Annotated in this window: 15 protein-coding genes, 2 tRNA genes and 4 pseudogenes; 9 read left to right on the top strand and 12 right to left on the bottom strand. The window is 41.3% G+C overall.

The window, feature by feature from the left end; all coding sequences use genetic code 11:
• Nucleotides 1–3: 3 nt before the first annotated feature.
• The 5 genes from nusB to FTV13_RS07510 form a co-directional block, all read right to left on the bottom strand.
• Entirely contained in the window at nt 4–453 is a 450-nt protein-coding gene (gene nusB / locus FTV13_RS07490) for a transcription antitermination factor NusB (protein WP_005233270.1), read from the bottom strand.
• 4 nt (nt 454–457) lie between these two features.
• On the bottom strand, nt 458–928 hold the full coding sequence (gene ribE / locus FTV13_RS07495) for a 6,7-dimethyl-8-ribityllumazine synthase (RefSeq protein WP_180011577.1): 471 nt from the start codon (nt 926–928) through the stop codon (nt 458–460).
• A gap of 11 nt (nt 929–939) precedes the next feature.
• A complete protein-coding gene (gene ribBA, locus FTV13_RS07500) occupies nt 940–2,061 on the bottom strand; it encodes a bifunctional 3,4-dihydroxy-2-butanone-4-phosphate synthase/GTP cyclohydrolase II (protein ID WP_180011579.1) in 1,122 nt (373 codons plus the stop codon).
• Nucleotides 2,062–2,473: 412 nt separating this feature from the next.
• The gene (locus tag FTV13_RS07505; RefSeq protein WP_180011581.1) at nt 2,474–3,985 is read right to left on the bottom strand and encodes an aldehyde dehydrogenase family protein; all 1,512 of its coding nucleotides are present in this window, start codon (nt 3,983–3,985) and stop codon (nt 2,474–2,476) included.
• Between the two features lie 336 nt (nt 3,986–4,321).
• On the bottom strand, nt 4,322–5,290 hold the full coding sequence (locus tag FTV13_RS07510; protein ID WP_166135105.1) for an alpha/beta hydrolase: 969 nt from the start codon (nt 5,288–5,290) through the stop codon (nt 4,322–4,324).
• 520 nt (nt 5,291–5,810) lie between these two features.
• On the opposite strand from FTV13_RS07510, the gene FTV13_RS07515 reads away from it, so the two are divergent.
• On the top strand, nt 5,811–6,401 hold the full coding sequence (locus FTV13_RS07515) for a TIGR00730 family Rossman fold protein (protein WP_159123826.1): 591 nt from the start codon (nt 5,811–5,813) through the stop codon (nt 6,399–6,401).
• Nucleotides 6,398–6,799: an NUDIX domain-containing protein gene (locus FTV13_RS07520; protein ID WP_034170792.1), complete on the top strand. Its 402-nt coding sequence runs from the start codon at nt 6,398–6,400 to the stop codon at nt 6,797–6,799. Before FTV13_RS07515 ends, FTV13_RS07520 begins: the two co-directional genes overlap by 4 nt.
• A gap of 599 nt (nt 6,800–7,398) precedes the next feature.
• Here the strand turns inward: FTV13_RS07520 and FTV13_RS07525 are convergent.
• Nucleotides 7,399–8,491: pseudogene (locus FTV13_RS07525) on the bottom strand (IS4 family transposase).
• Between the two features lie 383 nt (nt 8,492–8,874).
• On the opposite strand from FTV13_RS07525, the gene FTV13_RS07530 reads away from it, so the two are divergent.
• On the top strand, nt 8,875–10,494 hold the full coding sequence (locus FTV13_RS07530) for an oleate hydratase (RefSeq protein ID WP_004883953.1): 1,620 nt from the start codon (nt 8,875–8,877) through the stop codon (nt 10,492–10,494).
• Nucleotides 10,495–10,914: 420 nt separating this feature from the next.
• Here FTV13_RS07530 and FTV13_RS07535 read toward each other — a convergent pair.
• Nucleotides 10,915–11,058 (bottom strand): annotated as a pseudogene (locus FTV13_RS07535) (IS4 family transposase); the annotation flags it as partial.
• Nucleotides 11,059–11,070: 12 nt separating this feature from the next.
• Here FTV13_RS07535 and FTV13_RS07540 point away from each other — a divergent pair.
• A pseudogene (locus FTV13_RS07540) lies at nt 11,071–12,420 on the top strand (fructose-specific PTS transporter subunit EIIC); the annotation flags it as partial.
• Nucleotides 12,421–12,449: 29 nt separating this feature from the next.
• Here the strand turns inward: FTV13_RS07540 and FTV13_RS07545 are convergent.
• Nucleotides 12,450–12,686, bottom strand: a pseudogene (locus FTV13_RS07545) (hypothetical protein); the annotation flags it as partial.
• A gap of 247 nt (nt 12,687–12,933) precedes the next feature.
• Here FTV13_RS07545 and FTV13_RS07550 point away from each other — a divergent pair.
• Nucleotides 12,934–16,281: a DEAD/DEAH box helicase gene (locus FTV13_RS07550; RefSeq protein WP_180011583.1), complete on the top strand. Its 3,348-nt coding sequence runs from the start codon at nt 12,934–12,936 to the stop codon at nt 16,279–16,281.
• A gap of 18 nt (nt 16,282–16,299) precedes the next feature.
• Here the strand turns inward: FTV13_RS07550 and FTV13_RS07555 are convergent, their stop codons facing one another.
• From FTV13_RS07555 to FTV13_RS07570, 4 genes are all read right to left on the bottom strand, one after another.
• Nucleotides 16,300–17,589 carry a type II toxin-antitoxin system HipA family toxin gene (locus FTV13_RS07555; protein ID WP_180011585.1) on the bottom strand — a complete coding sequence of 430 codons (1,290 nt, stop codon included), beginning with the start codon at nt 17,587–17,589 and terminating at the stop codon, nt 16,300–16,302.
• Nucleotides 17,586–17,903, bottom strand: a complete 318-nt coding sequence (locus tag FTV13_RS07560) for a helix-turn-helix domain-containing protein (protein ID WP_180002657.1) — start codon at nt 17,901–17,903, stop codon at nt 17,586–17,588. Before FTV13_RS07560 ends, FTV13_RS07555 begins: the two co-directional genes overlap by 4 nt.
• A gap of 349 nt (nt 17,904–18,252) precedes the next feature.
• A tRNA-Gly gene (locus tag FTV13_RS07565) sits at nt 18,253–18,328 on the bottom strand.
• Between the two features lie 45 nt (nt 18,329–18,373).
• Nucleotides 18,374–18,449 (bottom strand) — tRNA-Gly (locus FTV13_RS07570).
• Nucleotides 18,450–18,679: 230 nt separating this feature from the next.
• On the opposite strand from FTV13_RS07570, the gene FTV13_RS07575 reads away from it, so the two are divergent.
• The 4 genes from FTV13_RS07575 (at nt 18,680) to FTV13_RS07590 (ending at nt 20,694) form a co-directional block, all read left to right on the top strand.
• Nucleotides 18,680–18,988 (top strand): BolA family transcriptional regulator, encoded by a 309-nt coding sequence (locus FTV13_RS07575; protein WP_004780643.1) that lies wholly within the window; start codon nt 18,680–18,682, stop codon nt 18,986–18,988.
• Between the two features lie 9 nt (nt 18,989–18,997).
• Complete coding sequence (locus FTV13_RS07580; RefSeq protein ID WP_180011587.1) at nt 18,998–19,390, top strand: SirB2 family protein; 393 nt, start codon at nt 18,998–19,000, stop codon at nt 19,388–19,390.
• Nucleotides 19,391–19,451: 61 nt separating this feature from the next.
• Nucleotides 19,452–20,288, top strand: coding sequence for a ParA family protein (locus FTV13_RS07585; protein ID WP_159124118.1), 837 nt, complete (start codon nt 19,452–19,454; stop codon nt 20,286–20,288).
• A 13-nt stretch (nt 20,289–20,301) separates the two neighbouring features.
• The gene (locus tag FTV13_RS07590) at nt 20,302–20,694 is read left to right on the top strand and encodes a hypothetical protein (RefSeq protein WP_004780647.1); all 393 of its coding nucleotides are present in this window, start codon (nt 20,302–20,304) and stop codon (nt 20,692–20,694) included.
• Nucleotides 20,695–20,879 lie beyond the last annotated feature (185 nt).

Raw genomic sequence — 20,879 nt, forward strand, 5'->3', positions numbered from 1 at the left:
AGATTAGTTGGCTTGCTGTTTTTCTGCTGCACGTAAAGTTGTTGCTAAACGGTCCAATACACCATTGATGTATTTATGGCTGTCTGCACCGCCAAAGTGTTTAGCTAACTCAATTGCTTCATCCAGAACCACGCGGTATGGAATCTCAAGATGTTCTTTGAGTTCATAGGCGCCTAGGCGAAGTGTAGCGAGTTCTACACCATCAAGTGCAGAAAGTTCACGATCCAGCACAGGGATAAGCAAAGCATCCAATGCTTCATGATTGGCAACCACTTGAGTCAACAATTCATGATAATAGCTGAGATCCACTTTGTGCATGGCATTGTCCACACGAGTACGTGCTTCAATCTCATGCACCGGATTGTGGCTCATCTGCCATTCATAAATTCCTTGTACAGCAAAGCGACGTGCTTTACGTTTTGCTGCATAAGTTGCTTGAAGTGTTTGCGACATAGCGTTAAATAGCCTTTAACAAGTTAACCATTTCAATAGCAGTCAAGGCAGCTTCACTACCTTTATTACCTGCTTTTGTACCCGAGCGTTCAATCGCCTGTTCGATACTATCCGTAGTCAATACACCATTAATCACTGGTAAGCCAGTGTCTAGGCCAACCACGCCCAAACCTTTGGCACATACACCAGCTACAAAATCGAAGTGAGGCGTGCTGCCACGAATCACAGCGCCCAGCGCGATGATGGCATCGAAACGATCTGAAGCTGCCAGTTTTTTCGCAACTACAGGAAGTTCCCAAGCACCAGGTGCATGAACAACAGTGATATTATCCTCTGATACGCCATGGCGTTTCAATGTATCAATGGCACCTTCTAACAGATGTTCAACAACAAAGCTATTAAAACGACCAACTAAAATCGCATAACGGTCTTCGTTCGCGAGATGCAACATACCTTCAATACGGCGAACTGCCATAGGAACCTCGATTATTTCTCTGATGTTTGTTGTGCGGTGATGTATTCCACCACTTCTAAGTTAAAGCCGGACAGGGCATTGAAACGTAATGGAGAGCTGAGCAGCTTCATTTTTTCCACGCCGAGGTCACGTAAAATTTGTGCGCCGACCCCAATGGTCTGATACTGCTGAGACAGGGCAGCATTAGATTTTACATTTTTGGGTGCTGTAAGTGCATCTAAGGCAGGGCCTAAGTCCTGTAAATGGCGCTGGCCAATCCAGACCAGAACACCGCGTTCACTCTTGGAAATTTCTTTTAAGGCACGGTCCAGGTTCCAAGCTGGTTCGCCATCCTGCTTGTTCAGTTTGAGCAAGTCGCGGGTCGGGTTAAAACCATGTACACGCACTGTGGTCACGCCCTCTTTAGGCTCACCTTTGACCAAGGCCAGATGGATATCCGGATTACCCAGTTCACGATAGCGGTACAGGTCAAAGCTGCCGTATTCAGTATCAATACTTTGCTGATCGATACGCTCAACCGTTTGTTCATTGGTCATACGGTAATGAATCAGATCGGCAATCGTACCGATTTTCAGGCCATGCTTTTCAGCAAACACTTCAAGATCCGGACGGCGCGCCATGGTGCCATCTTCATTGATGATTTCACAAATGACTGATGCTGGTTCCAGTCCTGCTAAACGAGAAAGATCGCAACCTGCCTCAGTATGTCCGGCACGGTGCAATACACCGCCTGGCTGCGCCATCAGCGGGAAGATATGTCCCGGCTGTACAATATCTGCCGGTTTGGCATGAGCAGCCACAGCAGTTTGAATTGTATGGGCACGTTCAGCTGGAGAAATACCGGTAGAAATACCTTCAGCCGCTTCAATCGACAGGGTGAAGTTGGTTCCATGCTGGGCACCGTTGGCATCTACCATCAACGGCAGATTCAACTGCTGACAACGCTCTTTACTTAAAGTCAGGCAGACCAGACCACGTGCATGGGTGATCATGAAGTTGATATCTTCAGGACGTACGTGTGTGGCAGCAATCACCAAATCGCCTTCATTTTCACGGTCTTCATCATCCATCAGGATGACCATTTTTCCTGCACGGATATCTGCTACAAGCTCTTCAACAGTATTGAGCGGCATCAACCTTCACCTTCTTTTTTGATCTATACCAGACCGAATCATGACATTATTACTGCATAGTCTAACGCTTTTTAAGCAATTTTGCCTATGCTTATTGCTTTCCCTCAGGGGTTCATTGTTATACACAGTCTTGCGTAGCATGAAAAGTCGACTTTAAATGAAAGCACAGGCTTTATGCTGGATTTTTAAACGATCAGAAAGCATAAAAAATGACAAACTTATTTAAAATCAATATAACTATAAATAATCTCTTATTTTTTATGCAGTTTTATTTATTAGTTTAATACAGCTCCTAAAAATACGTATACCTCCTCATTCTTCCCTTTATAAATTTTTTACCAATCAGTTTAAAATTCTGTTTGAAATAATGAATGAATCAGGCGGACCGAAGTCCACCCGAATTTAGATCAGTTTAGAAGAAACCTGCTGGTTTGGTTGAATAACTCACTAACAGGTTTTTGGTTTGCTGATAATGATCCAGCATCATGCGATGGTTTTCACGGCCAATCCCGGATTTTTTATATCCACCAAAGGCTGCATGAGCCGGGTAGATATGATAGCAGTTGGTCCAGACCCGACCGGCCTGAATCGCACGACCAGCGCGGTAAGAGGTATGTGCTGAACGTGACCAGACACCAGCACCGAGTCCATAAATCGTATCATTGGCAATTTTGATGGCTTCATCGAAGTCTTTAAAAGTCGTCACTGCCAATACCGGTCCAAAAATTTCTTCCTGAAAGGTGCGCATGTCATTGGAACCTTTAAAAATTGTTGGCTCGATATAAAAGCCTTGTCCCACTTCCTGACGTTCATTGCCGCCTAACAAGATTTCCGCACCTTCTTCACGGCCTGTTGCAATACAGCCGAGAATCTTGTCCTGCTGTTCCTGTGAAGCCTGAGCCCCGATCATGGTCTCGGTATCCAGGGGATGACCAGTCTTGATCTTTTTCACTCGCTCTACTGCAAGTTCCAGGAATTGGTCGGCAATACTTTCCTGAACCAGCGCACGTGAAGGGCAGGTACAGATTTCACCCTGGTTTAAAGCAAACATGGTAAAGCCTTCCAGGGCTTTTTCCAGGAAATCATCTTTCTGATCCATGATGTCAGCAAAGAACAGGTTCGGAGATTTACCTCCAAGTTCCAGCGTCACTGGAATAATATTCTCGGTGGCATATTGCATGATCAGCTGACCCACAGCGGTAGAACCGGTAAAGGCAATCTTGGCAATGCGTGGATTAGTCGCCAGTGGACGGCCGACTTCAACGCCGTAGCCATTCACGATATTTAACACCCCTTCAGGTAACAGGTCCTGAATCAGTTCAACCAGCACTAAAATACTCACCGGTGTCTGTTCAGCAGGTTTCAGCACAATACAGTTTCCGGCTGCGAGAGCTGGGGCCAGTTTCCAAGCCGCCATCAGAATCGGGAAGTTCCACGGGATAATCTGACCCACGACACCCAATGGCTCATGAAAATGATAAGCAATAGTGTCTTCATCAATTTCCGAGATGCCGCCTTCCTGGGCGCGAATACAGCCGGCAAAATAGCGGAAATGGTCAATGGCTAAAGGAATATCGGCTGCCAGGGTTTCTCGGATCGGCTTGCCATTATCCCAAGTCTCTGCAACTGCTAGTAACTCAAGATTTTCTTCAAGACGATCGGCAATTTTTAATAAAATATTGGAACGGGTAGTAGGGGAGCTGTTATTCCATTGCTGTTTGGCGGCATGAGCAGCATCCAGCGCCAGTTCAATATCTTCCACTGATGAGCGCGGAACTTTGGTAAAGGCTTTTCCATCTACGGGGGAGACATTATCAAAATATTCACCTTTGACGGGTGGGACCCATTTGCCGCCAATGAAGTTTTCGTATTGGGATTTAAATTGCACTTTTGAACCGTCAGTATTGGGATCTGCATAACGCATAATTCTATTCCTTGATATGATTATTATTGATGAATGCCGAACCACTTCTGCCCTGCAAAAGCCCTCAGATTCAACATCTCAGCTCTACTATAGAGAGGGAAAAAAATCGCAGGATAAATACTTACAAGCTTGCTACAAAAGGCAACATTTGGATAAAAATGGAATTTATTATTTTTATAAATTTCAATATTTTATTTTTATAATGACATGATTTTAATATGTAAAAAGCATTACTGATCAGCTTGATATTTTTATTTCATATCTAAGCGAAATAGATAAATAAAATTATTGAAAAATAAGACAGGCAGAGCTTGCTACCTATCTTATTCATCTGGCTTATAGGGCTTTATTTTCCAGCCATTGAAATAGCTGCTGATAGACCTGCTCACGAACCGGTTTTTCTGAAAGAACCAGATCATGTATCCCATTTTGAATCGAACAGAGTTGCACATCGCCCTGGATTTTCTGCGCATGTTCAATCATATCGCGTACCTGAAGAATCACATCACTGGTTTGAGCATTACGGTTAAAACGTAGGGGATAAGTGGTTTTGTGGGCATGCATCAGCAAAGTTGGAATATTTAAACGCACACCCTGATGAATTTCTTTTTGTGCTTCGTGAATGGCATGTACAAAACTCAGACGCACCCAGTGATAGCTAGGTTTTTTCCATTCCAGATCAAAATGCCATTCCCCCTGATAGCTGATATGCAGACTAGGCACATAATGACGATTTAAGCGGCTGGGAAATAGCATTTCCGGAAAACGTTTTCCCAGACGGCTTAATTTAGGCACCAGAAACTTTTTCTCAAAAGGCGTCATATTAAAGTCATAAAAAGGGCTATTGAGCCATAAGCCTTTAATTAAGGGATGATCCGGATGATGTGCTGCATACAGGGTAGTAATTAGCCCGCCAGTAGAATGGCCACTGAGTAAAACCGTGTCATGGCCTTCCTGTCCAATAATTTCAAGAGCCTGGCTGATTTCTGCATCATATTCTGAAAGATGATAGACATTATAAAGTTTCTGATGGGACAGATAGGATCGGCCGTATTTACGTAAATCCAGTGCATAAAAATCAAAACCTTGCTGATTAAAACGCTCTGCCATTTCAGTCTGGAAAAAATAATCAATAAAGCCGTGAATATAGAGGACAGCTTTAGAGGTCGGTTGGTCTGCCTTTTTGCGGATCAGTGTGGCAACTACTGTGCCTTCAGTATCTGGCGGGAATTCTAAAGTGGCCTGTTCATAACCTTCACCCAGAATATCAGGTTGATATTCAAGGCTGGAAAGCGGATGGGACATATTGTTCTACTCATGATTATTTTTATTCACTTATCCTTGTGGATTGGCTTGCATTTGTCAAATCCTGCTGTCTGATCCATTTGAGATCAGTAGTCCTATTCAAAAAATAGCCAAATATAAAATCTCAGGTCATTGGCAGCCTGATTGACTAAATAAAAATTAATAAAAAACCCCGGCATCCTGCCGGGGTTTTTCGTATTGGTTAGCTCGGTATAACTCCTGTCGTACCTTACAATCCTTGTGCTTATCTATTGTCATTGTTATATGGAACTTCCTGTTCCTGATGTAAGTATCATAGGAAAATTCTACTATCTGGGATAGCTGCAAAGAACTGGAATCGATGTAAGTCAATGCGTACAAATCTGACTGAAAATTATCCGTATTTTTCTGTAGAAGTGAGAATTTATTCTGAATCATGCGCTTCGATAAATTAGCCGATTATGGCTATTTTGCTTGTTTTTAAGACAATTTTTTTTATTTTAATGCAGTTAGAATATGTTGATCGATGAGGGGATAAAAAATGAAATCTATTGCAGTCTTTTGTGGTTCAGCTATGGGGAATAGCGAAAATTTTAAAGAGCAGGCCCAAGCTTTGGGTGAGTCTATTGCGAAACGGGGAATCACGCTGGTTTATGGTGGCGGCCGAGCTGGACTGATGGGTGTTGTGGCTGATAGTGCATTACATGCTGGTGGAACAGTCATTGGAGTAATTCCACAAAATCTGGTCGATGCAGAATTGGCCCATCCGCTGTTAACAGAGCTGCATGTGGTGAAAAATATGCATGAACGTAAGACAAAAATGTCTGATCTGGCGGATGCATTTATTGCTTTGCCGGGCGGGGTGGGGACTTTAGAAGAAATTTTTGAGCAGTTGACCTGGGGGCAATTGGGTCTTCATCAGAAACCTTGTGCATTTTTAAATATCCATGGATTTTATGATGAATTGCTGAATTTCTTGATGAAAACGACTGAGGCTGGATTTACCCAGTCACGTTTTACCGATGCCTTGATTTCCTCAAGTTCAATTGAGGAAGTTTTGGATGCTTTGGAGCATTATCATGCGCCTGAACCGAAATGGAATAAAAGCGTAAAGGTAGTAGAATCGGTATGAGTAATAAAGTGATTACGATTGCTGCGGCTATCATTCTGAATGAACAGAATCAGATTTTGTTGGTTCGTAAAAAAGATACCGATTTCTTTATGCATGTGGGCGGAAAGCTGGAACCCAATGAATTGCCTGAAGCTGCACTTTCTAGGGAAGTTCTGGAAGAGACAGGCTGTGAGATGGAAATACTGTCTTATATTGGCAAATATGAAACCGTGGCTGCGAACGAATTGAATCATTCGCTGGTCAGTTATTTGTATCAGGTTAAGTTAAAAAGTCAGCCACAGGTTCAGGCTGAACTTGCGGAAATGCAATGGGTTGATCTCAATCATCCAGACCTGCCTTTAGCCCCTTTAACTCGGGATATTTCAATTCCATGGTGTAAGCAACTATTGGGAATCTAATGGGATCTCAAAAAATTTTAATCTATAGATATGAAATTTAACCAGATTGTCATATTAGAGCGTTAACATTGATGTTTACAAAAGCCCATTTCCCCTCAAATGGGCTTTTTTTATGGTTTTTTATCATTAATTGCTTGGATGAATTAGAAGCCTCAACCTGTATGAAGTGCAATAATTTCGTTAAGGCTTCTTTAAAAAGGATAAATTGAACCAAGGTTCTATGGGTTCAAAATTTAAGGAAATTTTCTTAATTTGAGAAAAAAGCAGGCTTAATCAGAATATTGAATTATTGAGAATAGCAATAAAAAAAGCCCCAATCTTTCGATCAGGGCTTTTTGAATCTGGAGCGGGAAACGAGACTCGAACTCGCGACCCCAACCTTGGCAAGAGTCACCGACATAAAATACACTAAATTACATAATTGGTATGTTAATAAACTCTATATATAACAGTTATATAGAGTTTTAATTTTGTGTGACGTAATTTAAGGTGGGGTAGGGTACTTTGATTTTTGGTCACTAATTTATTGTGATAATCAACAATAATAACCAACATTCATATGCTTAATCTAAGAGTGTTTTCTCTGTACACGACAAATTTCATAGGATCCTTGTCCTATCAGGCTTTTCTTTCTTAAAATTGCTAGCACTTTCTTAAATTCTTCTTTTTTTCCAAAACCAATCAAACGTAGAATAGCCATTTGAACATAGTCCAAACCGTAGCGAAATAAACTTACTGAAAGTCGTCCATGCTTCTTTATTTTTATCGCTTTTTTCCGATCATGTTGCCATTCACCTGTTAAATAGCACCAACAGAAACCGATAGCTAGCACTGCTATCAATTTCTTGACTCGTCTAGGGTCTGTTAAACGAGTATTTTCAAGATTGAATCCACGTCCTTTGAGACAACTAAATAACGTTTCGATTTCCCAGCGTAATGCATAATCACGAATAGCAGAAGCATTAAACATAGGAGAAACAACTAGTAAAAGCTCTCCATCTTCTAATCGTAGCGCACTAATATACAGTTTCACTCGACCAACCCAAATACGTCGTTTACGACATTCAGTTTGACCAACTTGAAGATGACGAAATAAATCACTAATTTTATGATTCTTGGCTAAGTGATTGGTCACCATAAAGTTTTTTTAACACGTATACAGAAGTTAATGTCATTTTCAATTAACCATGTAAACCATTTCTCACCGATAAATTCTCTGTCTGCAAACACATTCACAATACGATCTTTACCAAAAATGGAGATAAAGCGTTGAATCAAAGCAATATGCTCTTTTGTATCTGAATTTCCACGTTTATTGAGCAATGTCCAAACAATAGGTATCACTATTCCACGATAGACGATGGCTAACATCAAGATATTAATATCTCGTTTTCCCCATTTCCAATTAGTTCTATCCAAAGTTAATTGGACTTTATCGAATGAAAATATATTGAAAATTAACTGAGAAATTTGACGATAATCGAAATACTGATCTGCAAAGAAGCGTTGTTGTATACGTCGATAAAATGATTGTGGTAAGCACTTGATGGGTAAGGCTTTAGATGCAGAAGAAAGATTACATGTCTGTTTTACAATTAATGCAAGCATAATCAGTGTAAAACATTTTGCATGTGACTTGTTCCACTTTAGATATTTGTTTAAGATGAGATGTAACTCATTGAAATGTGTCATCATATTCGTCGTCAGAAAACAAGTATTATGCCATTATTTCAATGAGTTATCTTTTTTTGTCGTGTACAAAGATATTTTTTAATGATAAATAAAAAGCCTATTTTTAAAGAAATTTAGCATACGGCATAGTGAAAACAACAATAGAGCAATTACTCAACAATAAACATTAACATCAATTATTTAGATCATATTCAATTTTAATAAAAAGACAAATGTGTATTAAAAATAGCCATCATACGTCTATTTTTGATTACAAAATATAATGAGGGGATTGCTTCCCATTTCATACATTTTTCATATATAAAAAGACATACTATTTTTAAGGTTTTTCTAAACCAATTTTTTTACTTCATAATTTTTAACATCATAATTAAAGGTGAACCATGCAAAATAAGAAGCGCACCCCATTAGACGCGCAACAGTCCCATCTTTGGATTATTGGTGGTGGTATCGCAGGTATGGCTGCTGCTGCATTTGCAATCCGTGATGCCAAAGTCCCTGCCAAAAATATCCATATTTTAGAAGAACTCGATATTTCAGGTGGTTCGATGGATGGTGGACATACACCGCATGCCGCGCAAGCTTGGGTAACACGTGGTGGGCGAATGCTGACCGATGAAACTTATTTGTGCCTATGGGACTTATTTTCCAGTATTCCATCTTTGGAAAATCCAGACATTTCGGTGCGTGAAGAATGTCGTGAGTTTAATGAAAAAGTGAAAACCCACGCCAATGCACGGTTGATTGATGCCGAACATGTCATTGCGGATGCAGCAAAGCTTGGTCTGAATACGCTACATCGTGCACAGATGCTGCGCCTATTAGCTTCAAAAGAAGAAAAAATTGGCAGTCGCCGCATTGATGAGTTTTTTGATGAAACCTTTTTTGAAACCAATTTCTGGCGCATGTGGCGCACGACTTTCGCTTTTCAAAAATGGCACAGTGCAGCAGAGTTAAGACGCTATTTCTTGCGTTTTATTCAAGAATTGCCACGCATTCATACCTTAGCGGGTGTGAAACGTACCAAGTACAACCAATATGACTCGATGATTCTGCCCCTACAGCGTTGGTTAGTCGCACAAGGCGTCGATGTGCGTTTTGGACACTATGTCACAGATGCAGACTTCATTACCAATGCTGAAACTCAAGAACGCTACGCTTCACGCCTATATGTACAATTGCCTGAAGGCTCAGAGCAAATTAATCTGAAAGCCAATGATTTAGCTATTTTCACTTTAGGCTCTATTACAGCAGACTCACGTTATGGCGGTAATCATGACGTGCCTGCCCTTATTCGTCATCGAGAAGATCATGGCTGGACGCTTTGGGAAACGCTGGCACAAAAAGCCCCAGACTTTGGCCGTCCAATGACTTTTTATGGCAATGTCGATGAACATAAGTGGGAGTCTTTCACTCTGACCATGAAAGATGACGTGCTACTTAAACGTATTATTGACTATACAGGCAATGAACCAGGCACAGGCGCACTCATGACTTGGTATGAGTCGGGTTGGCATTTATCCATCGTGGTTCCTGCACAGCCACACTTTGCCGACTTACCTGAAGGTTTATATACCTTATGGGGCTACGGTTTCCAAATTGACCATATAGGCGATTACATCAAAAAACCAATGTCCGAAGCCACGGGGCAAGAAATCCTAACAGAACTGATTAAACAGCTCGGTTTTGACGACATTTTAGATCATGTTTTGGCAACGACTGATGTTACTACCGCCATGATGCCATACGCCTCTGCCCTATTCGCCTGCCGTAAACCGGGGGATCGTCCACAGGTAATTCCACAAGGCTCACAAAACTTTGCTTTCCTTGGACAGTTTGTGGAAATTGAAGATGACGTGGTCTTTACTGTGGAATATTCAGTTCGTGGGGCGATGCTTGCCATTTATGAATTTTTTGGGGTGGAACGTGAAATCCCTGAAATTTACAACGGTCTACTTGATCCCAAAGTGGGTTTAAAAGCTTTAGAAACAGTGTTCCACTAAGTTTTTAATATATAGCGATAAGAGCACCTTTATGTCGCCACTATTACATAGTTTAATTTAAGCAACGTTTGGATACACGAGTGTGGCAGGGATGCCACACGTTATCCATCATAATAGGGATGTTATGTATGGGTAACAAAGGCTTTTGCTTTCTTTTGGCTTATCAAAAGTAAGGGTATTGCCTACACAAACACCTTTTATACTTTATTGAAAGTTGAGGCCGTGTACGCACCTAATTTTAAATTGGATAAAAAGAAAAATTAGATAAAACTTTATACCTCATTCGTAAATAAATTGACTAATCAACATAGGAAAAACATCTCCACGTTTTAAATAATACTCCGAAACTGACTAAGTGCTTTTCTATCTTTTTCTCATGATTTTAGATTTCATAAAAATTACCTCTGTACACGACAAATTTCATAGGATCCTTGCCCTATCAGGCTTTTTCTTTCTTAAAATTGCTAGCACTTTCTTAAATTCTTCTTTTTTTCCAAAACCAATCAAACGTAGAATAGCCATTTGAACATAGTCCAAACCGTAGCGAAATAAACTTACTGAAATGTAGGGGTTACACGGTTTGTCGCCATTACAGCATGTCCAACTGGTGTTGCGCATACGTTTATGGCGGCCGAAGCCTTACAACAAGGTGCAGTAAAGCACGGTTATCAGATTGATGTTGAAACCCAAGGATCGGTTGGGGCTAAAAATATTTTATCGGCAGAAAGTATTGCCAAAGCAGATGTGGTGATCTTAGCAACGGATATTGAGGTCAATACAGATCGCTTTGTAGGCAAACGTGTATATCGCTGCAGTACAGGATTTGCCCTTAAGCAAACGGATAAGACTTTTGCAAATGCAATTGCTGAGGCCAAAGTGCTTGAAACGGGTAAGCAAATAGCCACTAAGACAGGAAATGAAAACAAAGAAAAAACAGGAATTTATAAACACCTTTTAACAGGGGTGTCTTTCATGCTGCCGATGGTGGTGGCGGGCGGTTTGATCATTGCCATCTCGTTTATGTTTGGCCTCAATCCTGTTGAAGGAAGCTTTGCCGCATCCTTAAAGCAAATAGGTGCTGCAGCATTTACTCTTATGGTACCTATGCTGGCAGGTTACATTGCTTATTCTATTGCGGATCGTCCGGGTTTAACTCCAGGTTTGATTGGCGGTTTACTTGCCACACAATTAGAGGCAGGCTTTCTCGGTGGATTAGTTGCAGGTTTTATTGCAGGTTATATTGCGTTATTTTTATCGAAACAGCTTAAACTCCCGAGTAGCCTAGAAGCATTAAAACCAATATTGATTATTCCACTATTGGCCAGTTTAGCTGTTGGTTTAATCATGATTTATGTGGTTGGACAGCCTGTTGCACAATTGTTTGAATTACTCACACACTTCCTTGCCAATATGGGGACGACCAATGCCATGATCATGGGGGTTATCCTTGGGAGTATGATGTGTATTGATGTTGGGGGCCCAATAAACAAAGCGGCTTATGCCTTTACGGTGGGCTTACTTACGTCACAAACATACGGACCGATGGCGATTACCATGGCTGCGGGTATGGTACCGCCATTGGGTATGGCAATTGCAACTTTTCTAGCAAAGCATAAATTTCCCAAACCTGAGCAAGATGCAGGGAAGGCTGCTGTAGTTCTGGGCCTATGTTTCATTTCGGAAGGGGCTATTCCGTTTGCTGCCAAAGACCCGATTCGAGTGCTTCCATGTGCGATCGCAGGTGGTGCTGTAACTGGGGCTTTGGTTGCATTATTTAAATGTGAACTAGTCACTCCTCATGGCGGTGTAATGGTACTGATCATTCCGAATGCGATGAATTATCCATTAAAATATTTATTGGCGATTGCGATTGGAAGTGTGGTGACTGGTGTAGCTTATGCCGTAATAAAACAACGGTTAGAATAAGCCCTTCATAGAAGCTTTGTGAAAGCTATTTAGTGCAATAAATGAATATTATGCTCAATCCTATTTTGGATCAGTTGGAGAGTCTCTGCTTGAATTTGTCCAGGTAATAGGTCATGAGCGATATTGCTGAATCAGATTGTAACCTTACAAATCGAGCCAATAATTTCATCAACTTCTTGGACACAAAGTTCCGCTTCCTGAGTACCAAGTTTCACAAGAGCTTGTCGAGGAATATTCAGTGCCTCACCCATGATATCCATTTGATGTGGAGGAAAGTTCTAAACCTTTACTGATCGCTTCTGCACTGTATTCAAAGGCGATTAATGGCCGACCTGTGATTGCGGTTGAGGAGACCAATGTACCCCAAAGCCAATATTCACCCCATCCATTGTAGTAAACATTAAGTTTTTGAGCATGGATTTATTTCCTTTTGATACGTTGGCGAGCAGTACTGTTCTGAAATGACAGCTTTGTCCGTTATAATTGTATAAACATTTTTGGTTTCTGGTAATTATGTCCTCATTGATCAATTTTCTATCTCGCTTTAGTACAGCAACTCTTCAGCGCAGTCTGAGCTATGCTAAACACATTGATAGGGAAACGATTGAGTTCTTTGAGGAAAAAGACGGGGTTACGATGTATGCCCAAATTGAAGGGACAGATTATTACGATACCGCAATTACCTATAATCCCCAAAAAGACCGTTTAATCGATGACGACTGCACTTGTCCGGTTGGATATAACTGTAAACATGCTGCTGCTTTAGCGCGGTTATTCTTTCAGGAATATCGCCAGGAATTTCAGCAGCGTTATGCTGACTCTCAATCCCCGCAGGGAATCACAAAACGCCAACGGGGGGATGATCAGGCGCAGCGCTGGTTGAATGATTTTAAACGGTATTTACAACAGACTGAACCAGAGCAATCTGTCAAAACAAACAATTATTTAATTTACCTGTTAGATCAGTCTGTCAGCTTAAAGAAATTGACAGTTGATGTTCAGAAGGCCAGACGCAATAAAAACGGCTCAATTGCGGGGGAAAGTTATTATACCCAATATGAAAATATCACCAGAAAGCATCTGACTTTACCTGAACAAAAACGACAATTATTTAACCAGATTTATTATTATGCCAAAATAAACAGTGACGAACGTTTTTATCAAAGCAATCTTGATATCTCCGGAATTTTATTGGAGCATTTCAAATCTTTTATTCAAAGTGGCGATGTGTACTGGCAAAAAAAGAGCCATACTGCACTTCAATGGTCAGAACAAGGCTATCACATCGAACTGATCTGGCAACAAGGTGTAAACAAACAGACAGAGCATTTAAATATTGAATTGGTCAATGGTGATATTCGACTCGATTTAAAATCAAATCCACATATCCAAATTCTCGCTAGCCAGCCACCGTGTTATGTGGATATTCAACAGAACACGGTGGGCCAGTTATATGGTGAATATACGGCAAATCTTCTGTACCATTTTTTACAGATGCCTGATCTTCCATCTATGCTCTTGCCAGAGTTTGAGAAACTGACTCATCAATATTCAGACGTGAAAAATCTGCCTCAGCCCGAGTCTATTCAGCATATTGATGTCCTTGAGGGTAGTCCCCAGCCAATTTTACGCTTCGGTGTTTTAGATAAATTTGATTGGAAATGGGAAGAGTCTGTTTGTGCTGAAATTGAATTCTCCTATGCAGGCGGGCGAATTAAAGCAGGTACATCAGGTGACAGTTTCATTGGTGAGCAGCATGACAAAATGGTGCGACAGCTTCGGGACTTAGTTCAGGAACAACAGTCAATCCAGCGTTTACAGCTATTGGTCGAATCACTGAAGTGGGTGAAAGATCTTAGTTATGACCAGCAATTAAAACTGGATAAACAACGTCTTGACTCTATGGTTTTTGCGTTCTATGGAGACTGGATCAAACAGCTGATGCCCATCAATCAAATTGAATTGATGGGATGGCAGATAGAGCATCTGGAACACAGCCCATTTAAGCTGCAATATGTTGAAAATTTAAATATTTCTATCACTGAATCTGAAAGCCAACAAGACTGGTTCAATATCGGGGCGACCGTTCAGGACAGTGCAGGCAATAGCTATGATTTACTCGATGCACTTGTGGCTTTGGTGAAAGAACAGCCTGATTTACTTGATCCACGGATTTTTAGTCATCTGAATGACGGTCAAATTTTCACCCTGAAAACTGCAGTTGATCAACCTGATTTGGCTCTATCCGCTAGGGATATTAAGCCGGTATTGTTGCATCTGCAGAGCATTTTACAGCAAGAAGAGCGTAGCATAGATCGCTATGATGCGAGTCAACTATTAGAATTACAGCATCATCTGGGGATGGTGTGGCAGGTCAGTAATCGCCTGCAGCAATTTGCGCAGAAATTCAAACAAGGCTATCAGCAACAACTGCCGACACCACAAGGTTTTCAGGGGGAATTGCGTCCATACCAGCAGCAGGGCCTTGGCTGGTTACAGTTTTTAAGGGAAACCCAGCATGGCGGGATTTTGGCGGATGATATGGGCTTGGGGAAAACAGCACAAACTTTAGCCCATTTACTCATGGAAAAGCAGGCTGGTCATTTGCAGGACAGACCCGCCTTAATTGTTGCACCCACATCGCTGATGCATAACTGGTTCAAAGAAGCGGAGAAATTTACCCCTGAGCTCAAGGTACTGCTGCTACAAGGCCCCGACCGCCATCAGTATTTTGAGCAGATTTCACACTATGACATTGTGTTAACCACCTACCCGCTCTTGGCGAGAGATGAAGAGCAACTGAAGCAATATGAATATCATCAACTCATTCTGGATGAAGCGCAGAATATTAAAAATCCGCGTGCCAAAGCTGCACAGGTAGTACGGCAATTAACAGCGCGACATCGTCTATGTCTAACCGGTACACCTATGGAAAATCATTTGGGTGAGCTGTGGGCACTATTTTATTTCCTGATGCCAGGATTTTTATATTCACAAGAAATTTTTAATAAAAAGTACCGTCATCCGATTGAAAAGCGCGGTGATGAGCAGTTAAGACAAAAGTTGGTCAACCGGATTAAGCCCTTCATTTTACGTCGCTTGAAAACTGACGTAGCCAAAGAGTTGCCAGAAAAAACCACGATTGAAGTCAATATTGATATGAATGACCAGCAATCCAAGTTATATGAGGCTGTTCGTGCCACGATGCAGGCAAGCATTCAGAAAATTGTGGCAGAAAAAGGCTTTAAACGTAGTCAAATTCAAATTTTAGATGCCTTGCTGAAGCTACGTCAGGTGTGCTGCCATCCTAGCTTACTAAAGCTGGATTCAGTGAAAATTGGGCAGGCAAACTCTGCCAAACTTGAACAGTTGATGGATATGGTCGTTCCAATGGTGGAAGAGGGACGAAAAATTCTTATTTTCTCTCAGTTTACCTCAATGTTGGAACTGATTGAACAACAGCTCCATCACGCAGAAATTGGCTATGTGAAGCTGACTGGAAAGACCAAAAAGCGAGATGAAGTCATTACAGCATTTCAGTCTGGACAAGTGCCGGTATTTTTAATCAGTCTGAAAGCAGGAGGGGTTGGTCTGAATCTAACTGCCGCAGATACGGTCATTCACTATGATCCATGGTGGAACCCTGCTGCTGAAGATCAAGCTTCAGATCGTGCATGGCGGATTGGACAGGACAAGCCGGTATTTGTGTATAAGCTGATTACCAATAAAAGCATAGAAGAAAAAATTATTGCCTTGCAGCAGAATAAAGCAGAACTGGCACAGTCTATTCTAAGCACAGATCATGAAGGCGAAGCGAAACTGACGGAAAATGATGTGATGAAATTGTTTGAGAAATTTTAGCTTGGTTACAGGTTTCCTCTAATTATCTGTAAGTATCTGAAAGTCTGGATGCAATCTTTTCCAATGTTCTCTTAATTTTTCTTTATGAACAGAAATCATAGGTAAGTCTAGTAATAGCACTGGCCATACTGAACGTGCTTTGTCCATAATGGCGTGAAGTTGTTTTTCAATAACACGCCATGGAACACCGACTTTTTCAGCCCATTGTTCAAAGTGTTTCATCTCAGCTAAATACCAATCTTTATTTTTGGCAAGATTCAATGCGAAATGAAGCTCATTTTCAATATATACACTAGTCATCAATATATCGTATGCGGGAGATAATCTTGGTGTTCTTTTGTCCTGATAAATCATACTCCAGTTTTTTAAGTGTGCATCTCCATTGGCGAGCAAAATGTTGACAAGTAAGCGGCTGGCAAATTGCTGAATATCAAGAATTTTGTTATCTGAAAATTGATAAATGATCTTTCCTATCTGCTCATAATTTGTGGTGCTGTATTTCTGCTGTGGATATGCACCGAAGATCTGAGCAAAGTCTTCGATGTGAATAAGCTCTGTAGTATCAGCAGTACTCTGTCTATCAAATCTTTTGATTGCAAAAGCATATTGCTCTTGGGGTAAATTTAATGGTGGAAGGTTTTGTAAGAGTGCCATATCCACCAAGCGAATCTCAGGGACATCTATTCCGACCATTTTGGCAAGGCTCATCATAGAATATTCATTTAGCGGAACAAAAGCATGTCTGGAAGAAGGAGTTTTGATAATCCAGTCCCCGAGTAGAGACGATTCCGTTGCCTGGACTAGTGTAAAACGCCCATCTTTGGCTTTCATGGAAAACTTCATTTGGACGCCGGCCAAGGAAAACTTATTATCTGTTCGAATCTCTTGCTTTAAGATCTGATCTGGATTAGAGATCTGCAGTTTGAATTTTATTTCATCTGGAATTTCTTCTGGATCTAATGGAGTCGCAATGAGTGCTCCAGGTAAATCATGACCTAAAGCTGCCAATAACTGAAATTCATTGTCTATATGTACTTTGAGGCTTTGTGCAATCAGTTCGCGTAATGCACCTTCTGGTAGCAAGTTTGATAGCAAGGGATGTAAACGCTGATGTGTAACATAGGTCTTTTCTAAAATCTTATCCACTTGAGGATACAAGGGGGAAGTCAGCAGGCTCAAGGTCGGGCGTTGCTGATCAGAGCGGAAAGAATCTGTAAAAACCAGAATATTTTTTCCGCTCTGAAATCCTGCCAAGTATCCAACGATACCGTGATGTAATGTTAATTTCAGGACGGCAACAGTATTCATGGTTCCTCTCCTCCGAGAAGACCCTTCCATGGGTTAGTCATTAAGTCATCCTGATCTTCAATAGTGACTTTAATTTCATCATTCAATAATTGTCTAATCAAATGAACCTTATCATCAGGGATGAGCATCAGTTGAGCATTTAATCCTGCCGCTATAATTTCTAAGGTCTCTAATCGAGGGTTGCCCTGACTTTCCAGTTTTTGGTACTGCTGTCTTGAAATGCCTGTACGGGATTGCATATCAACTTGCTTTAAGCCCAATTGGGTTCGTCTTTTTTTGATTTGCTGTAGTAAAGACTTATTTAGTGTAGACATATTTATTGCTTTTTGGTGGTATAAGAAGCATATTAGTTGCTTTTTTATTAAGAAGCAATGACAGAAATTATTAACAGGCTCCGCGGCATCAATATTTAGGATCTAGGCAAGCTGATCTTGTTTAACATAAGCCACTTAGTAGTAGCTAATACTATCTTTTGTTTTGGAGTTTTTTTTATCTTGTATGATTGATACTCTGGAGCATCATCTACACGGTTTTTTGTTCACAGTTTTGAAAGAGCACTTTTGTAAACTTACTTTTTTAAGTATAAAAATTTCTTATGAAGTAAAATATTGAATAAAACAACAATAAAAAAGCCCCAGTCATTCAACTGAGGCTTTTAGAATCTGGAGCGGGAAACGAGACTCGAACTCGCGACCCCAACCTTGGCAAGGTTGTGCTCTACCAACTGAGCTATTCCCGCAGGGTCGATCAATTTTTTACTTTAAAAAATGAACAAAAAAGAATTTGGAGCGGGAAACGAGACTCGAACTCGCGACCCCAACCTTGGCAAGGTTGTGCTCTACCAACTGAGCTATTCCCGCATGCCGTGTATAATACAGCATGCAAAAACAGGGTCAATAACTTTATGAAAAATCTTGTGTCGATTGCATAAAATAAAAGCAATATTCTCTGTGCTTCCAGACAATTAGACAAAATTTATGCAAAATTTAATGAAATCTCGGCACAATCAAATAATTGCAGACATTTCTTGCACCGAAATAGCGGATAGAACAGGGTATACTGGACCCATATCTTGAATCGGAGTCAGGCCATGAGCTTAGAACAACAACTGAAAGACCGTTTGGCACAATTGTCACCTACCTATCTGGAAGTCGTGAATGAATCTTCAGGTCATGGTGGATATTTCCCGGGTAAGGAATCGCATTTTAAGGCGGTGATTGTCAGCGAAGCTTTTGCTGGCCTGCGTGCGGTACAACGCCATCAAAAGGTCTATGCTGCGGCAGGTGATTTGCTGTCTAAAGATAAAATTCATGCCTTGGCAATTCATGCTTTCTTGCCTGAAGAGTGGACAGGACAGGACACGTCTAGTCCGGAATGTGCACATGCACCGAAAAACTAAGAGGACTTTATGGATACCCAGCTTTTAGTCAAAATTATTCATATGTCTGCGGCAGGACTGGCCATCGTGGCCATTCTTGCACGTGCTCTTACCCTGTTTGTGGGAACACAGGGCAACCAGCCTAATCCGAAAGCGCGTGTATTTCTGGTCGCTTTGCAGCACCTGGTTATTAGCGTGATTGCCTTAACTGGGATTATTGCCCTGTTTTTAAAGAATTTTGATGTACAGCCTTGGTTTTATGCCAAAATCATTTTATTCCTGGTGCTGATTTCATCCTTGGGCAAAGCCTATAAAAAAGATGATTCAATCCTGTTGGTACAACGCCGTGCTGGCTTATTTATTGCTGTGGTTTCACTTATTGCGATTATGGTATTGGTCATGATCAAGCCGAATTTTGGCTAAATTATTCATCAGTCAATGAAGTAAAACATACTGATCATTAGAAAAATAAAGAGGGGTGTTTATGCATACTCGTGTGGTATTTAATCAGAAAGGTGGGGTAGGGAAATCGAGTATTGCAGTCAATCTGGCTGCAATCAGTGCGCATCAGGGGCTTAAAACCCTGTTGATCGATCTTGATCCGCAGGCAAACTCCAGCCAGTATTTACTAGGAGATGATGCAACCTATTCGAGTGACAAGCCGGCGTTGGAGCCGAATATTGAAAACTATTTTGAAGATGTATTGGGGAACCAGCAGAGCAAAAGTTTAATTGGTAATGCGATTGGCTCCATTCTCAAGACCCGGGCTAAAGGGCTGGAAAGTTATCTGCATCAATCACCTTTTAAAAATCTGGATGTCATTCCGGCGAGTCCGAGTTTGGGCACGCTGGCCCATGCACTGGAATCCAAACATAAGATTTATAAGCTGCGCGATGCCTTGCAACCACTTGCTGAGCATTATGACCGGGTATTTATCGATACTCCGCCGGCATTTAATTTCTTTACGCTTTCAGCACTGATTGCTGCAGACCGTGTTCTGATTCCATTTGACTGTGATGTGTTTTCTAAACGGGCCTTACAAACCTTGATTGAGAATGTCATCGAAACTCAGGATGATCATAATGAACGTCTGGAAATTGAAGGCATCGTGGTCAACCAGTTTCAGGCTCAGGCAAAACTGCCACGCGAAGTGGTACAGCAACTGATAGATGAAGGTCTTCCGGTGCTGAACAGCATGTTGCCGCCGTCGGTGCTGATGAAAGAGTCGCATCAAAAAAATCAGCCATTAATTCACTTGGCAACTGATCATAAATTGACTCAGGCCTATCAATCATTGTTCAATGAGATAGAGCAGCATTAAGATCGAGTTAACTATGAAACTTGTGAAAATAAGCCTGGCGATCAGCATACTTAGCTTGCTGAGTGCCTGTGCAACGACGGTCAAACCGACCTATGTTTCACCGACCCATTATCAGACCCTCAACTGTCAGCAGCTTCAGGGTGAATACAACCGTATTCAGCAGTATCTTGATAATGGTGTTGAGCCGCCTAAACGTACAGGTGTCGGCGTAGGGGTAGGCGTCGGTGGTGGCTGGGGCAGCCGCGGCGGCTGGGGCATTGGTCCGAGTGTATCAGTGAATATGGGGCAGTCTTCCAATACCAAACGCACTGAAACGGCACGTCTACTGGGTGAACAGGAAGCTATTGTACAAGCTGCAAAATTTAAAGCTTGCCCAATTGTTGTCCGTCAAAACACCAATAAATAGCCCTCTAAACATCAAAAAAATGCTGACTTTAGGTCGGCATTTTTTCTATCTTAAAAGTGATTGGTCAGGTGACAGAGTTCACAGTATTTGCCAGAAAAAATGACCGATGCGCATAAAATTTTGAAAGATCTCGTCTTGTGATCAGAACACGAGATTGGTTAAGGTAATCACCTTGTCTGATATGT

Source organism: Acinetobacter sp. YH12235, from assembly GCF_013417705.1.
Classification (GTDB): Bacteria; Pseudomonadota; Gammaproteobacteria; order Pseudomonadales; family Moraxellaceae; genus Acinetobacter.